12 protein-coding genes are annotated in these 14,439 nt (G+C 71.7%); 8 read left to right on the forward strand and 4 right to left on the reverse strand.

What is annotated here, in order from left to right; all coding sequences use genetic code 11:
* The 4 genes from ND747_RS13450 to ND747_RS13465 form a co-directional block, all read left to right on the forward strand.
* Nucleotides 1-425, forward strand: a 425-nt coding sequence (locus ND747_RS13450) for an HRDC domain-containing protein (RefSeq protein WP_251733866.1), incomplete at its 5' end; no start/stop codon positions are given.
* A gap of 171 nt (nucleotides 426-596) precedes the next feature.
* Nucleotides 597-1,010, forward strand: coding sequence for a hypothetical protein (locus ND747_RS13455; protein ID WP_251733867.1), 414 nt, complete (start codon nucleotides 597-599; stop codon nucleotides 1,008-1,010).
* A 109-nt stretch (nucleotides 1,011-1,119) separates the two neighbouring features.
* Nucleotides 1,120-1,407, forward strand: a complete 288-nt coding sequence (locus ND747_RS13460) for a WhiB family transcriptional regulator (RefSeq protein WP_251733868.1) — start codon at nucleotides 1,120-1,122, stop codon at nucleotides 1,405-1,407.
* A 120-nt stretch (nucleotides 1,408-1,527) separates the two neighbouring features.
* The gene (locus tag ND747_RS13465) at nucleotides 1,528-3,135 is read left to right on the forward strand and encodes an alkaline phosphatase family protein (RefSeq protein ID WP_251733869.1); all 1,608 of its coding nucleotides are present in this window, start codon (nucleotides 1,528-1,530) and stop codon (nucleotides 3,133-3,135) included.
* A 71-nt stretch (nucleotides 3,136-3,206) separates the two neighbouring features.
* Here the strand turns inward: ND747_RS13465 and ND747_RS13470 are convergent, their stop codons facing one another.
* The 3 genes from ND747_RS13470 to ND747_RS13480 all read right to left on the reverse strand — a co-directional run bounded on the left by ND747_RS13470 (nucleotide 3,207) and on the right by ND747_RS13480 (nucleotide 8,036).
* On the reverse strand, nucleotides 3,207-4,934 hold the full coding sequence (locus ND747_RS13470; RefSeq protein ID WP_251733870.1) for an AarF/UbiB family protein: 1,728 nt from the start codon (nucleotides 4,932-4,934) through the stop codon (nucleotides 3,207-3,209).
* 60 nt (nucleotides 4,935-4,994) lie between these two features.
* Nucleotides 4,995-6,446: a ThiF family adenylyltransferase gene (locus ND747_RS13475; RefSeq protein ID WP_251733877.1), complete on the reverse strand. Its 1,452-nt coding sequence runs from the start codon at nucleotides 6,444-6,446 to the stop codon at nucleotides 4,995-4,997.
* A 183-nt stretch (nucleotides 6,447-6,629) separates the two neighbouring features.
* Nucleotides 6,630-8,036, reverse strand: a complete 1,407-nt coding sequence (locus ND747_RS13480; protein WP_251733871.1) for a zinc-dependent metalloprotease — start codon at nucleotides 8,034-8,036, stop codon at nucleotides 6,630-6,632.
* 204 nt (nucleotides 8,037-8,240) lie between these two features.
* On the opposite strand from ND747_RS13480, the gene ND747_RS13485 reads away from it, so the two are divergent.
* From ND747_RS13485 to ND747_RS13495, 3 genes are all read left to right on the forward strand, one after another.
* Nucleotides 8,241-8,672 (forward strand): molybdenum cofactor biosynthesis protein MoaE, encoded by a 432-nt coding sequence (locus ND747_RS13485; protein ID WP_308204623.1) that lies wholly within the window; start codon nucleotides 8,241-8,243, stop codon nucleotides 8,670-8,672.
* Between the two features lie 150 nt (nucleotides 8,673-8,822).
* A complete protein-coding gene (locus tag ND747_RS13490) occupies nucleotides 8,823-9,335 on the forward strand; it encodes a hypothetical protein (protein ID WP_251733873.1) in 513 nt (170 codons plus the stop codon).
* Between the two features lie 200 nt (nucleotides 9,336-9,535).
* Nucleotides 9,536-10,576, forward strand: coding sequence for a PDZ domain-containing protein (locus ND747_RS13495; protein ID WP_251733874.1), 1,041 nt, complete (start codon nucleotides 9,536-9,538; stop codon nucleotides 10,574-10,576).
* An 84-nt stretch (nucleotides 10,577-10,660) separates the two neighbouring features.
* Here ND747_RS13495 and ND747_RS13500 read toward each other — a convergent pair whose 3' ends face one another.
* On the reverse strand, nucleotides 10,661-11,167 hold the full coding sequence (locus ND747_RS13500) for a PPA1309 family protein (protein WP_251733875.1): 507 nt from the start codon (nucleotides 11,165-11,167) through the stop codon (nucleotides 10,661-10,663).
* A 165-nt stretch (nucleotides 11,168-11,332) separates the two neighbouring features.
* On the opposite strand from ND747_RS13500, the gene ND747_RS13505 reads away from it, so the two are divergent.
* Entirely contained in the window at nucleotides 11,333-14,368 is a 3,036-nt protein-coding gene (locus ND747_RS13505) for a UPF0182 family protein (protein ID WP_251733876.1), read from the forward strand.
* Nucleotides 14,369-14,439: the final 71 nt, after the last annotated feature.

The raw sequence follows: 14,439 nt of genomic DNA on the forward strand, positions 1-14,439 counted from the left end.
GTGCCGGGTCGGCCGGATCCGGCTCCGGTGCCGCGGGGCGGTCGCCAGGGGGGGAGGGGACGGACCGGACCGGCACGGTGGCGGATGGGGGGCGGATCCAGACCCGGGGACGCTCCGCGGTGCGTTGCCGGGTCTGCGACCAGGCGCTGACCGGCGCGGCTGCGCGGGCCGGGCGGTGCACGCGGTGCCCCGGCAACATCGATGCCGCGCTGTACGAACGCCTGCGGATCTGGCGGGCGGCGACCGCGAAGGACGCCCGGATGCCCGTGTTCGTGATCCTCACCGATGCGACCATGCGCGCGATCGCCGAATGCCGGCCCACCACGGTCGCCGACCTGGTCCAGATTCCCGGGATCGGTCAGACCAAGCTCGACCGGTACGGTGCGGCGGTGCTGGCGCTGGTCGCCGGTCGTGCCACGCCATGACCCCGGTCCGGTGACCCTCGTCCGGAGTCGATGACACAACGTGTCGGACACGCGACACAGAAAATACGTTGAGGTTCTCGCGAAGGCCTTCTACGGTTACCTCGACGCCCCACAGACGCCGACTGGCTGCCATGCGCCACCGGCCCTCCGGAGAATCGAGGTGATCTCGCAATGGTGAACATTCTGCTGGGCAGGGTGAGTGGCGAGGTCATCCGCCGCCAGGGCCTGATGTCCGCGGCCAGCCTCCCGGGCACGGGCGCTGCCGCCGATCCGATGCTTGCGCGTGCGCGCTATGCCGGCGCTGCCGGGCAATGGTCGACCGGTGCCCGCACGCGGGTCCTCGGCCTGCCCGTCAGCCCGATGGTGCCCGCGCAGTCGGCCACCGCTCAGCTGGCCGCCATGCGGTCGGCCACGGCACAGCCGTGCGCCGGGGCGGCGTTCGGCACCCGGTCGTCCAAAGCATCGCCGCTGGCAGCTGTTGCGCTGCTCACGGTGCCCGGTCCGGCCGCTCGGCGTGCCGCTGACCAGCTGTCCACGAACCGTCACCTCCTGTCGGGATTCGTCCTCGATCCGCTCCCGGAGTAAGCGCTCCGGAGCTGACACGAGAGCCGCGATCCCGATCGGGATCGCGGCTCTTTGTCGTTTCGCTTCCTCCATCCGCTCGAAGCCCAACCGTGTCGGAGGTGACACCCCGGTGTTCGATGACTCGATCGTCGCCCGGATCGAGCAGGATCGGCTCGTTCTGCCCTGCTGGGACGTCGATCCGGAAATGTTCTTCGCGGAATCCCCCGCGGACGTGGAGACGGCCAAGGCCGTCTGCCGTACCTGCCCGGTCCGAGTGGCCTGCCTGACAGCGGCACTCGACCGGGGCGAGCCGTGGGGGGTGTGGGGTGGCGAGCTGGTCGTGACCGGCGCCGTCGTCCCGCGCAAGCGCCCCCGTGGCCGGCCGCGCAAGGTACGCCCCGAGGAGGTCGCGGCCTGAACCTCACTGCCGCCCAGCGCACACCCGAGCGGGCGGGACACCGAGTGGTCGGTGTCCCGCCCGCCGCTGTTGGCCGTCGATTCGTTCCCACGACGATGACGTCCGGATAGTGTTCCGCTCGTGCCCAGTCGCGATCGCGTCTACCCGCTGTCGACCGGAGCCCCATCCGCCCCCGATCTGTTGCCCCAGCCCCAACCGGTAGCGTTCGCGGCGGTCACCAGACCGGCCGCTCCGCCCGGTCCCGGCGACCTGGGCCGGGCCGTCGCCGTGCTCACCGCACCGGAGCTGGCGGCGATCGTCGACCTGGTCGCCTGGGTGGACGCGCCGTGGCTGTACGTCGCGAACGCCGCGGGCTCTGCCCGGGTGCCCATCGCGACGCCGGACGGGCCCTGGGAGGTGCGTTCCGGGCGCGACCCGCTGAGCTCGCAGGATCCGCTGCACGGCGTGCCCCTGGAACGTGCCCTGGCGGATCCGTCCCCGCCGAACGAACGCAACGCCTATCCGTTCGCGGGCCGGCGGCTGCTGTCCGCGTTCGGCGACGCCACCCGCTCGCCCGATCTGATCGTCGTGCACACCCCGGGGCACTACTGGCCGGAACGCGGCGGCCACCTCGGTGAGCACGGCTCGCTGGACGCCGGTCAGTCCCGGGCACCCCTGGTGCTCTCCGGGGCCGGGGTGCATGCTCGCGGCCTGCGCGCAGGCGTGGCCCGGGTCGTCGACATCGCCCCCACCCTGGCCGTGCTCGCCGGGGCGAGCCTGCCCGGGGCCGAGGGCAGCGCGCTGACCGACCTGGTCACCCCCGGCGCCGCGCGCCACGTTGTGGGCCTGCTGTGGGACGGCGCGAACTGCAACGACCTGCTGCACCTCGCCGGCTCCGGTGCCCTGCCGAACGTCGCCCGGCTGCTCGCCGACGGCACGGCACTGACCGGCGGAGCCATCGCCGAGTTTCCCAGCGTCACGCTCACCAACCACACCTCGGCGCTCACCGGCGTCGGCCCCGGTCGGCACGGCATCCTGCACAACGTCTACTACGACCGCGCCGTCGGCCAGCAGGTGATCGTCAACGATGTGAAGACCTGGCACGCGGCCTGCGACCAGCTCCGGGACGGTGTTGAGACGCTGTTCGAGGCCGTGGCCCGGGCGCGTCCGCAGGCGGTGACCGCCTGCGTGAACGAGCCGGTCGACCGGGGAGCGCACTACTCGACGTTCGGCCTGGTCCGCGCGGCCGGTTCTGCCGGCGGCGCGGGGGACATGGGCGACTACCTGCCGCCGGTCGAGGGCGATCCGCACACCAGCGTCGAGTGGGCCGGGCGCGATCCCGACTTCGCCTGGTCGAGCCGGGTCGACGCGCTCGGTCTCACCCAGGTGCGGCAGCTGTGGGCGGCCGATGCCACCCCGCCCGACGTGATGTGGTGGAACACCACCGTCACCGACACCGGTCACCACGGCGGCGGCCCCTATTCGCCCGAGTCACGCGCCGCCCTGCGGGACGCGGACGCGCGGCTGGGCGTCTTCCTCGACCTGCTGGCCGAGCGTGACCTGTTGGCCGCCACCGCGTTCCTGCTGACCGCCGACCACGGTTCGGAAGCAGCCGATCCGCAGTGCCGTGGCGACTGGGGCGACGCGCTGCGGGCCGCTGGCGTGCGGTTCCGTGACGAGGGCTACGGCTTCGTCTACCTGGGCGACCTCGCCCTCGACGAGCCGTCCCCCGCAGCCTCCGCCGGCTGAGCCTCCGCCGGCTGGCACGCCCACGGGCCCGGCGCCCACGGGTTCGAGCGTCGTCGTCTGGCGGCCTGGAACTACTGTTCGCCGTCGGGGTCCGGCCGGGGCACGGGCACGGACTCGCTGGTGGAGGCCGGCCCGGCCGGAGGTTTCGGCCCGGCCGTGGGCTTCGGCCTGGTCGTGGGTCTGGGTTTCGCGACGGGCTCGGGCCCGGCGGTTGGCTTCGACCCGGTGGTGGGCTTGGGCTCGGCGATGGGTTTCGGTTTCGTCGCGGCCTTCGAGCGGGTGGTCGCCCTGGTCCGAGTAGTGGCACTCGGGGCAGCCACCCCCGCCGCCGCGGCCGGTCGGCGCCGGCCACGGCGGGGGCGCTGCGGGCCGAGGACGACCGGGCCGGCGAGGGCCTCGATGACGCCGGCCTCCTCCCGGATCCGCAGCACGGGCAGGGGACGGCCGGGGCGGTTGGCCTGCCTGGCGGCGCGGGCGGCCGGGGTACCGGGCTCGGCGAAGCCGGGCTGCCAGGCTTCCATCTCGGCGCGGAAGTGGCCAGTGCTGCCCAGCTGGCAGAGCACTCCGATGGCACCGAGCGTCACCCGGTGGATGAGCAGGTAGGACGGGGGCAGATTGAGCTGGCGGCCGAGCTGGGCGGTGGTTGAACGCCAGTCGCCGATCCGGGTGGCCTCCGCCCGCAGCCAGCCGCGGGTGAAGGTGAACTCCGCGTCGGCGATCGGCGCCAGCATGGGGGCCAGGTAACCGAGTAGCTCCTCGGCTTCTATCTCGGCCGCCGGTGGGACGAAACCCTCCGCCCGCAGCCCGTCGGTGACGGCAGCGGCGTCCCCAGCGAGCGTCTGACGGGCGAGCCGGCCGACCGGCTCGGGCAGACCGCCGGGCAGGCGGTTGACCGCGCCGAAGTCGAGGACGCCAAGGCGCCCGTCGGGCAGCAGCCGGAAGTTGCCCGGATGCGGGTCGGCGTGCAACAGGCCGGCGCGGGCCGGGCAGGAGTAGAGGAAGCGGACGAGCAGCAGCCCCGCCCGATCGCGCTGCTCGGTCGTGCCCGTGCTGATGACGGTGGACAGCGGCGTCCCGTCGATCCACTCGCTGACGATCACTCGGTCGGCGCCGGCGATCGGACGGGGGATCGCGATGTCGGGATCATCGGCATAGGCCTCGGCGAACGCGGCCTGCCAGGCGGCCTCCAGCCGGTAGTCGAGCTCCTCGGCGACGCGGGCCTTGAGCTCCTCGATGAGCGGTTTGATGTCCAGGCCCGGAACGATCGAGCCGAACAACCGGGCGGCCCGGCCGAGCTGGTTCAGATCGGCGAGCAGCGCCGGCCCGGCCCCCGGGTACTGCACCTTGACGGCAACCGGCCGGCCATCGGCCCACACCGCCCGGTGCACCTGGCCGATGCTCGCCGCCGCGACCGGCGCGTCGCCGAACTCGGCGAACAGCGTGCGCCAGTCGGGGCCGAGCTCCTCGGCGAGCACCCGGTGCATCACCGCGGTGGGCAGCGGCGGGGCGGCCTCCTGCAGCTTGGTCAGCGCCGCCCGGTAGGGCGCGGCCACTTCGTCGGGCAGTGCGGCCTCGAAAACGGACATCGCCTGGCCGAGCTTCATCGCGCCGCCCTTGAGCTCACCGAGCACGCGGAAGATCTGCGCGGCGGTGCGTTGCTGCAGCTCAGTGGCGACGACCTCGGCGGGGCGACCGCCCAACCGCCGACCGGCGCCGATCGTGGCGCGGCCGGCGATCCCCAGCGGAAGCGCGGCGAGTTTCGCGGTGCGGACCACGGCCCGCCGCGGGATGTCGGACACAGCTCCATCGTGCCCCCTCTCGGCGTGTCGTGGGAGGGCCGCGCGAGGATCGGTTGGGCGTCAACCGGGTTTCGCCGGTCTGCCCCGGTGCGACAGCGCGCTGCCGGCACCGCCGGTCGCGCCGCCGCCGGTGCCGCCCGCGCCACCCGGACGGGGCCGGATCCGGCCTGCGGGGAATGCGCCCGCCGGTGCTGCCCGCGCGACGGAACGGGCTGTCCGGCAGGGGCAGTTGGGGTGCGTGGGCCAGCTGCGCCGAGCCACCCGCCAGCCGGGTACGGCGAATTCCAGTGATCCGTCCGCCGTCGCGGGAAGGGGGACATCGGCGGGCGAGAACACGGTCTTGGTCTCAGATTCCGAAGACTCGGATTCGGGCTGCAGGGCCGGCGGCCGGCCATCGACCGGACCGGACCGGGGCGCGGCGGCGATCGCGTCGATGTAGTCCAGCGCCTGCATGGCGGCAAGCGCGGCGACCAGACTCGCGAGGATGACGTCGCACGGGTCGTCGCCGGCGGGGCGCGGCCGGATCAGCTGCAGCGCGAGCAGCGGCCAGGCGGGATCGCGATCATGGCGGTGCAGATGCTGGCAGTGCAGACAGGCCGTCACGGTCGGCACCACGAGCGGCCCGACGATCCCGCTGGTCTCCCGTACCCCGACGAGCAGATGAGCATGGCCGCGGCGTTCCAGGTCGAGGGTGAGGTCGGGCGCGAGCAGCGGCGGGCCGATCGGGGCAAGCACGACCAGATCCGCCTCGAAGGCCGGTGGCACCGCTGCCCGTGAGCCGCGACCATCGGCGCCGGCATGATCATGCCCGACCGGTCGGGAGGGCGGCGCGGTGAACGCCGACGCAGGCGGCGCCTGCCGCCCGGTGGGGGCGTGGCCGACCCGGGCCAGTGCCCCGCCGGCCGCAAGCGCCCGGGAGCGCCCGACATCGGCCAGCTGCAGGCCGCCGGGCGCAACGTCGGCGGCGGAGGTCACGCCGGGATCATCGATCACCACCCGGCCGATACCGGCCGCGCCGAGCAGGGCCGCAATCTGGGCACCAACTCGCCCGGCTCCCCGCACGAGCACCCGTGCCGCCTGTCGTGCGCGCAGCACCGCCAGTGGACGGGCCGGATCGGCCCATCGCAGCGACAACGCGGCCAGATCCGGCGCCAGGCGGCCACGCGCGGCCGCCGTGACCGCGGCCTCGGCCGGTTCCACCGCCCGGCCCGGCACTCCGAGTGCCTCGGCCAGCCGCGCGGCTGACTGCGGGTCGGGTGCGCTCAGCGCGGACAGGTCCGCATCAGCCAGCAGGCCGGCCTCGGCGAACAGATCGAGCAGGTCCTGCCCGGCCGGGCCGCCGTCGGCACGCACCTGGTCCCAGGTGCGGCGACCGTCGAGCGCGGCGAGCAGGGCCGTGTGCGTCGGTTGCAGACCGGTGACCACCACTGCCCGAACCGGGTCGATGCCGAGTTGCAGGGTCGAGCCGTTGTGCCAGAGCCGACGTAGGCCCGGCTTGAGGATCGGGTGCATGGATCCCCCGCAGGTCCACCGGCGGCCGGGGCCGCCGGACACAGTCCGGAGTCCGGCCGGTGGGCCGGGCACCCACCGTGCCACGCAGGTCCGGTCCAGGGCGAGGCCCCGCCGACCGCTGTGGACGAGTGGAACCGGGCTGTGGACAACACCTGGCCCGTACGGGCCAGTCCACAGGCGGGATCAGTCCGCCCCGTCCGGTCGATCGCCGCCCGGGCTCTCGCCGCCGGCCGGACCGCCGCCGCTGCGGCCGCCTTCGGCGGGGGGAGTGTCACGCAGCTTCTCGATTTCGGCGATGGGATCGTCGAGGACGCCGGAGCTGGTCCCGTGTACGAATCCGTCCGGCGAGCCCAGGTCATCCGATGTGGGCAGCAGGTCCGGATGCTCCCACACCGCGTCGCGCCCGTCCCGGCCGCGAGCCTCGGCCAGGGCCGCCCACAGGGCCGCCGCCTCTCGCAGCCGGCGGGGCCGAAGGGAGAGCCCGACCAGAGTCGCGAAAGTCTGCTCCCCCGGTCCGCCCTCGGCCCGGCGACGGCGGACCATCTCACGCAACGAGGCCGAGGCCGGCAGGTGCCCGGTCGCCGCGGCGTCGGTGACGTGGTCGACCCAACCCTCCACCAGCGCGAGGATCAGCTCCAGCCGGGCGAGCGCCGCCTGCTGCTCGGGTGTGGTCGCGTCGTTGAACACGTCCTCCCCGAGGGCCTCGGACAGCCGCTCGGGGTTCATCAGCGCGCTCGGGTCGACCATCCGCATGACCCGGCCGACGGCCTCGGTGTCGACCGCGATGCCGCGGGCGTATTCCTCGACCGCGCCGAGGACATGCGCCCGCAGCCAGGGGACGTGCGCGAACAAGCGGCTGGAGGCCGACTCCCGAAGCGCGAGATAGATGCGTACTTCGTCCGCGGGGATCTCCAGGCCCGACCCGAAGTCGGCCACCCCGGCAGGGACGAGCGCCGCCGTCCCGACCGGCCCCAACGGCAGGCCCACCTCAGTCGACGAGACGACCTCGGCGGCCAGCGTCCCGATCGCCTGGCCGACCTGCGCGCCGAACAGCATGCCGCCGACCTGGTTCATCATGCTCATGACCGGCCCGCCGGCCCCCATCAGCGCGCTCAGATCGATCCCCGGCGGCAGCGCCCCACGCAGCTCCTCCGGCAGTTCGCCGCTGCCGCCCAGCTGGCTCAGCCCGCTGGAGATGCCGGTACGCATCGCCTCGACGACCTTGGCCGCGATCGGGTCACACAACGTGCGCCACACCGGCAGGGTCTTCTCGATCCATTCGACCCGCGACCAGCCGGCGGCACTCGTCGCCCCGGACGGCAGCGTGGTTACCGGATCAAGCCAGACATCGGCGATCCGCAGCGCCTCGGTGACCTGATGCTGCTCCCCGATGGGAACGGTGGTGGCACCGTCACCCAGCGAGCGGACCGCGATCTGTCGGGCCAGCTCCCAGTTGACCGGCCCACCCTGCCAGGACAGCAACCGCTCCAGCTCGGCGAAGAAGGGCGCGCCGCTGCCGAAGGGGGAGCGGGGCTCCTCGCCGCCATCGCCCCCGGAGGGGGAGAAGCCGAACGGGAGGTTGCCACTCATCGGACGTGGCCTGATCGGGAAGTGAGACGTCGCGTGTGCGGTTCGGGCATGAACCCACGGTAATGCGTTTTCTGCCGGCTGGGCGGAACGGCTGCCGCGAGGCACGGTTAGGGTCGGGATGTGGAGCCGACCGACGCAGCCCCCACTGCCCCCACAGCCCCCACGGCTGGTGGTGCCCCTGCGGTCGATGTCGGGGGCGAACCGGTGGGCTCCCCCGCTCGGGTCACGCTGGCCGAAGTTCGTGACACTGCGTTGTCGATCGATGAGTGCGTGTCGGCCGTCCTACTGCCGGAAGTTGGTGGGATCGCGCTGTTCGTGGGCGTGGTAAGGGATAACGATCACGGTCGCCGGGTGACGGACCTTGCCTACGAGGCCCATCCACGGGCGGTGACGGAGCTGGAGCGGGTCACGACCGCAGTCGCGGCACAGGCGGGGGCCCGCGCAATCGCGGTGACCCACCGAACCGGGCACCTCCGCGTGGGGGACGTTGCGGTCGTGGTGGCGGTGGGTGCCGCGCATCGCGGCGAGGCATTTGCCGCCTGTCGTCGTCTGATCGATGACATCAAGTCGCAGGTTCCCATTTGGAAACAGCAGATTTTTGCCGATGGCGCGGTGGAATGGGTAGGCGCCTGCTGAGCGGGGCACCTACGATAGAAATTAGTCATCTTCTTGTTCGTCTCGACGTCGAGGCTTCCCATGTGGTTCCTGCTGATCCCTCCTGTCGCCCTCCTCGTGGCGCTCGTGTGGGTTGCCATGCGTAGCCGACCCGATCGTTCCTCCGAAGCCATGATCACTATTGCGGGCTACCGGCGCAGCATGGCCGCGCTCGCCCGCCCGATTCCTCCCCAGCCCACCTCTGCTGACCAGTTCGGTGCTGATCAGTCCGGCCCGGCGGGCGGCGGTGCCTCCCCGTTCACGCCGGACGGCGGCGGGCCGCACCACCGGCCTGATCCCGACGAGCGCACCCCGGGTGCACCGGACGGGTACGGGTCCGGTGTGGCGGACCGGTTCTGGTCCGATCGCGAGTGGTCTGACCATGACTGGTCCGTTCATGACTGGTCCGATCGCCCGATCGGCGACCATGACCTTCATGGCCTGCGCGATCTACGCGATCACCGTCCGGACGATCGTGACGAGCGTGATCGAGATTTGCCTGGCCGTGGCCGGTACGAGGTCGATCCGTTCGACGTCGACCCCCTCGACGTCGACGACACCTATCTGCTGAGCCCGGTCACCGGGCCGACCGTTCTCGACGATCTGTACAGGCGACCGCGGCCGCGCCCGGAGGGATCCGAGTAGGCCGCAGCTCGACCAGTCGGCGCCCGTCGCACTGCAGGTCCCGCGCACCGTGTGTCCTCTGCACTGTGTTTCCTGCGTCGCGGCGGGCGCCGACTGCGCTGCGGCGGGTGTCCAGTACCCCGTGGTGGGCGCCGAGCCGCAGATCCCCGGCCCCGGATCCGGCAGATCCGGCGGAGATGGCAGGTACATAGACTGCGGGCATGGCCCGGCGCACCCAGACACTCGTGGTCACCTCGGTCTTGGCGCTGGTGCTGCTCGTGGTGGGCCTCTGGCTGCCCGTCCCGTTCGTCACCCTTGCTCCCGGGCCGGTCACCGACACCCTTGGCGCGGTCGACGGCACGCGGCTGATCACCATCGAGGGGCACCGCACCTACCCGACGTCCGGCCGCCTGGAGTTGACCACCGTCGAGGAGACGCCCCGGCTCAACCTGGTCAGCGCCCTGCACGACTGGCTCGACGCCAACCAGGCGGTGGTGCCCACCGAGCTGATCCGGCCTCGCGGCTCCACCGAGCAGCAGGTCCAGCAGGAGAACACCCAGGCCATGCTGGACTCCCAGGATCAGGCGACCGCCGCGGCCCTCGCCTGGCTGAAGATCGAGCCGACCGGCACGTCGGTCACGGTCGGCACCGTCACCGACGATTCGGCGGCGGCCGGCAAACTTGCCGCCGGAGATGTGCTCACCCAGGTGAACGGGGTGGCGGTGACGAGCCAGGAGCAGCTGCGCACGGAGATCAGCAAGGTCCGCCCTGGTGTTCCGGTGACCATCAGTTACCGCCGGGACGGCAAGGACGCATCCGCGTCCATCGTGACCCGGCCGGCGCCCGACGACCCGAAACGTCCCGTGATCGGCGTCACCACCAGTGCGAAACGCACTTATCCATTGACGGTGCGCATCCGGCTGTCGGACGTGGGTGGTCCCAGCGCCGGCCTGATGTTCGCGATGGGCATCGTGGACATGCTCACACCGGGCGAACTGACCGGTGGAAAGACCATCGCGGGGACCGGGACCATCGACGAGAAGGGCGCGGTCGGCCCGATCGGCGGAATCCAGCAGAAGATCCTGGGCGCCCGGGCCTCCGGCGCTTCGATCTTCCTGGTGCCGGCGGCGAACTGCGCGGACGCCAGGGCCGTGGAGCGGGGGAAGGCACCCCGGCTGGTCAAGGTCGACACCCTCACCGACGCGCTGAGCTCGGTCGACGCCCTGCGGGTCAACCCGGCGGCCACCGTCCCGTCCTGCTGAGCCCGGTCGGCCGTCCGGTTGGAGCGGTCGCGGCGGCGCACCGGATGGCCGCCCCGTCCGGTTGGGGACGGGGCGGCCACCGGCTCACTGGAAGGTCGCGAGCAGCCCGTCGATCAGGTTGTCGGCCAGGTCCGGATCGACCACGAGCTCCTCGTCCCCGCGTACCCGCAGGCAGGAGGCGTGTAGTCCGCTGCGGGTGACGCCGACGGCGAGCCGGACGTCCTGGCGCTCCGGATGGTTGGCCGCCCAGTACTCGATCTCCTCGTCGGAGTACGGCGCCTCCTCCTCGGCGCTGGGCGGCAGCACGACGAGCTCGGTGACCAGGACACAACCCAGCACCTCCGGGGGCCACCCGATGCCCGCGAGCACCTCGTCGAGGCGGCCCACCGGCAACGGCTCCTGCTCGACCGGAGTCAGCGATCCGGGCGGGGAGTCGCCGATGTGGGGGGCCAGTGCCGGCTCGCGGGCCAGCAGGTCAGAGGTGTCGGCGAGGGCGTAGACCTGGCTGGGTTGGTCCCAGCCCGAGTCGGCGACGTGTCGCTCGACCTCGAGTACGACGGAGGTCAACTCCGTGATGTTCGGGCTGCTCACCGGACCCATCCTCTCCGATCTGCCCGCAGCCGCTGGCGTAGGTTGCGGTACAGGGTGCTTCACGTTCCGTCCGACGCCCGGCCGGTGGCCGAAACGCCCGACGACGATCAAGTGAACGAACGAACAACGACCGCGGCCCGACCGCCCTGACCGCACGGAGGAACTGTGGCCTCGACCAGCCCCCGCCCGGTGCTGACCCGCGCCAAGGTGATCGTTCCGGTGGCGCTGATCCTGGCCGTTCTGATCGCGTTCGTCACGGTCTTTACGCGGTTTTACACCGACCTGCTGTTCTACCGCTCGGTGAACTTCAGCAAGGTCTTCACCACCGTCATCTACACCCGGATCCTGTTGTTCGCTCTCTTCGGCGCAGTGATGGCCATTGTGATCGGGACCAACATCGTACTGGCCTACAAGCTGCGTCCCCCGCTGCGTCCCCTGTCGACGGAACAGCAGAACCTCGAGCGGTACCGCTCGGCCATCGAGCCCTACCTGAAGCTGGTGCTGGTCGCGGTCGTGGCCCTGTTCGGCCTGGCCGCCGGGCTGTCCGCCTCCGGGCGGTGGCGCACGTGGCTGCTGTGGGTCAACGGAGTGAAGTTCGGCAAGACCGACCCGCAGTTCCACCGGGACATCAGCTACTACATGTTCACCTACCCGTTCCAGCGGTTCCTGCTGGGTTTCGGGCTGACCGCGGTGCTGCTCGCCCTGCTGGTGACGGTCCTGACGCACTACCTGTTCGGCGGAATCCGACTGCAGACGCCCCGGGAGCGGGTGATCCCGGCCGCCAAGGCGCACATCTCGGTGCTGCTGGGGCTGGTGGCGCTGCTCAAGGCGTGGGCGTACTGGCTGGACCGGTTCGGCGCGGTGTTCTCCTCGCGCGGGGTCGCCACCGGTGCGTCCTACACCGACGTGCACGCGGTGCTGCCAGCGAAACTGATCCTGCTGTTCATCTCGCTGGCCTGCGCGGTGCTGTTCATTTACAACATCTTTCAGCGTGGCTGGACGCTGCCGCTGGTCGGCGTGGGCATCCTGGTGCTGTCCTCGGCGGTGATCGGCGGCATCTACCCGACCTTCGTCCAGCAGTTCCAGGTGCGGCCGAACGAGGCCACCCGAGAGCAGCCGTACATCGAACGCAACATCGCAGCGACCCGGGACGCCTACGGCATCAACAACGTGCGCTCCGAGCCGTATGCGGCCAGCACCGACGTCACCGCGGCCAAGGTGTCGGCCAAGGTGGCGGCCGACACCGGCACGATTCCGAACGTCCGGCTGCTCGACCCGAGCAAGCTGTCGCGGACGTTCCAGCAGCTGCAGCAGATCCGCGGCTACTACACGTTCCCGAAGACCCTCGACGTCGACCGCTACACCGTCACCGGCGCCGGCGGCAAGAAGACCACCGGCGACTACGTCGTCTCCGTGCGAGAGCTGAACCAGGCCGGTCTCGGCACCGAGCAGCGCAACTGGATCAACGACCATCTGACCTACACCCACGGCAAGGGCTTCGTCGCCGCGCCGTCGAACACCGTCGACAACGGCCGGCCCGCTTTCGACCAGGGTGAGCGCAACCTGCCGCAGGAGGGCGACTTCGGCGTCACGCAGGACCGGGTCTACTTCGGCGAGATGTCGCCGACCTACTCGGTGGTCGGCACCCGGCAGGTGGAGATCGACGGCCCCGGCCCCGGCAACACCCAGGCGACGACGACCTACAACGGCGACGGCGGGGTCTCCATCGGCTCCACGTTCCGCCAGGCCCTGTTCGCCCTGAAGTTCGGCGAGAAGAACCTGCTGCTGTCCGGGGACATCACCAAGGACTCGCGCATCCTCTACGAGCGCAACCCGCGGGACCGGGTCAGCAAGGCCGCCCCCTGGCTCACCCTCGACGGCGACCCGTACCCCGCCGTCGTCAACGGCCGGATCACCTGGATCCTCGACGGCTACACCACCTCGGACGGCTACCCGTACTCGGCCCGGCGCACCCTCGGTGACGTCACCGCCGACTCGGTGACCGCCCAGAGCGGCAACCGGGCGCAGCAGCCGCCGAACCAGGTCAACTACATCCGCAACTCGGTGAAGGCCACCGTCGACGCCTACGACGGCACCGTCACCCTGTACGCCTGGGACGAGTCCGACCCGGTGCTGCGCACCTGGATGAAGGCGTTCCCCGACACGGTGAAGCCGAAGAAGGACATCTCGCCGTCCCTGCTGGCGCACCTGCGCTATCCCGAGGACCTCTTCAAGGTGCAGCGCGACCTGATCGGCCAGTACCACGTGTCCAACCCGCGGGACTTCTACTCCCAGGTCGACTTCTGGCAGGTCTCCGACTCACCCGACGGCAGCAACGAGCCCCAGCCGCCGTTCTACGTCTACAGCCAGCTTCCCGGTCGCACCACGCCGACGTACAACCTCACCTCGCCGTTGATCTCGGCCCGCTCCTCGAAGCTCGCGGCCTACATGGCCGTCTCCAGCGACCCGGGCTCCTACGGCCGGTTCACCCTGCTCAAGCTCCCGTCCGGGGACACCATCAGCGGCCCCGTCCAGGTGCAGAACGCGATCGAGTCCAACGGCGAGGTCGCCAAGGCGCTGACCCTGTGGCGCGGCGTCGGCTCGCAGACCATCGAGGGCAACCTGCTGACCCTGCCCGTGGCCGGCGGCCTGCTCTACGTCGAGCCGTACTACGTCCAGGCGCGGGGCAGCACCGGCTATCCCACCCTGCAGGGCGTCGCCGCCGCCTACGGCGAGAACATCGGCTTCGGGTCATCCCTCGGAGACGCCCTGGAGAAGGTCTTCGGGGCCGGCGCGGGCGCTGCCGCCGCCGGAGCCGGATCCGGCGCCCCGACGGTTACCGGTGGCGATCAAACCGACACCGGTGGCGGTGGTGGTTCCGGCGGTGCGGTGACTGGTGGTGGCTCCGCACTGCAGGACGCGATCAACGACGCCGACCGTGCCTACCAGGCCGGCCAGAGTGCCCTGCGGGCGAGCCCCCCCGACTTCACCGCGTACGGCAAGTCCCAGACCGACCTCGCCGCCGCCCTCGCTCGTCTGCGCACCGTGGCCGTGCCGGCGACCACCCCGGCGGCCACCCCCTCGGCCTCGGCCGCACCGTCCTCGTCCGCCTCTCCCCGCGCCGCCGCGACCGGACCCCCCGCACCTACTCCCACCACCGCGTCCCGCAGCCCCGCTCCCGCCGTCACCTCGGGTGGCTAGTGGTCGTCGCCGTTAGTTCGTCGGTGATCGGTGGTGTCAGGTAGGTAGAGGCTGGCGGCGAGGTCGAGTGC

Source organism: Frankia sp. R82, assembly GCF_023716925.1.
Classification (GTDB): domain Bacteria; phylum Actinomycetota; class Actinomycetes; order Frankiales; family Frankiaceae; genus Frankia.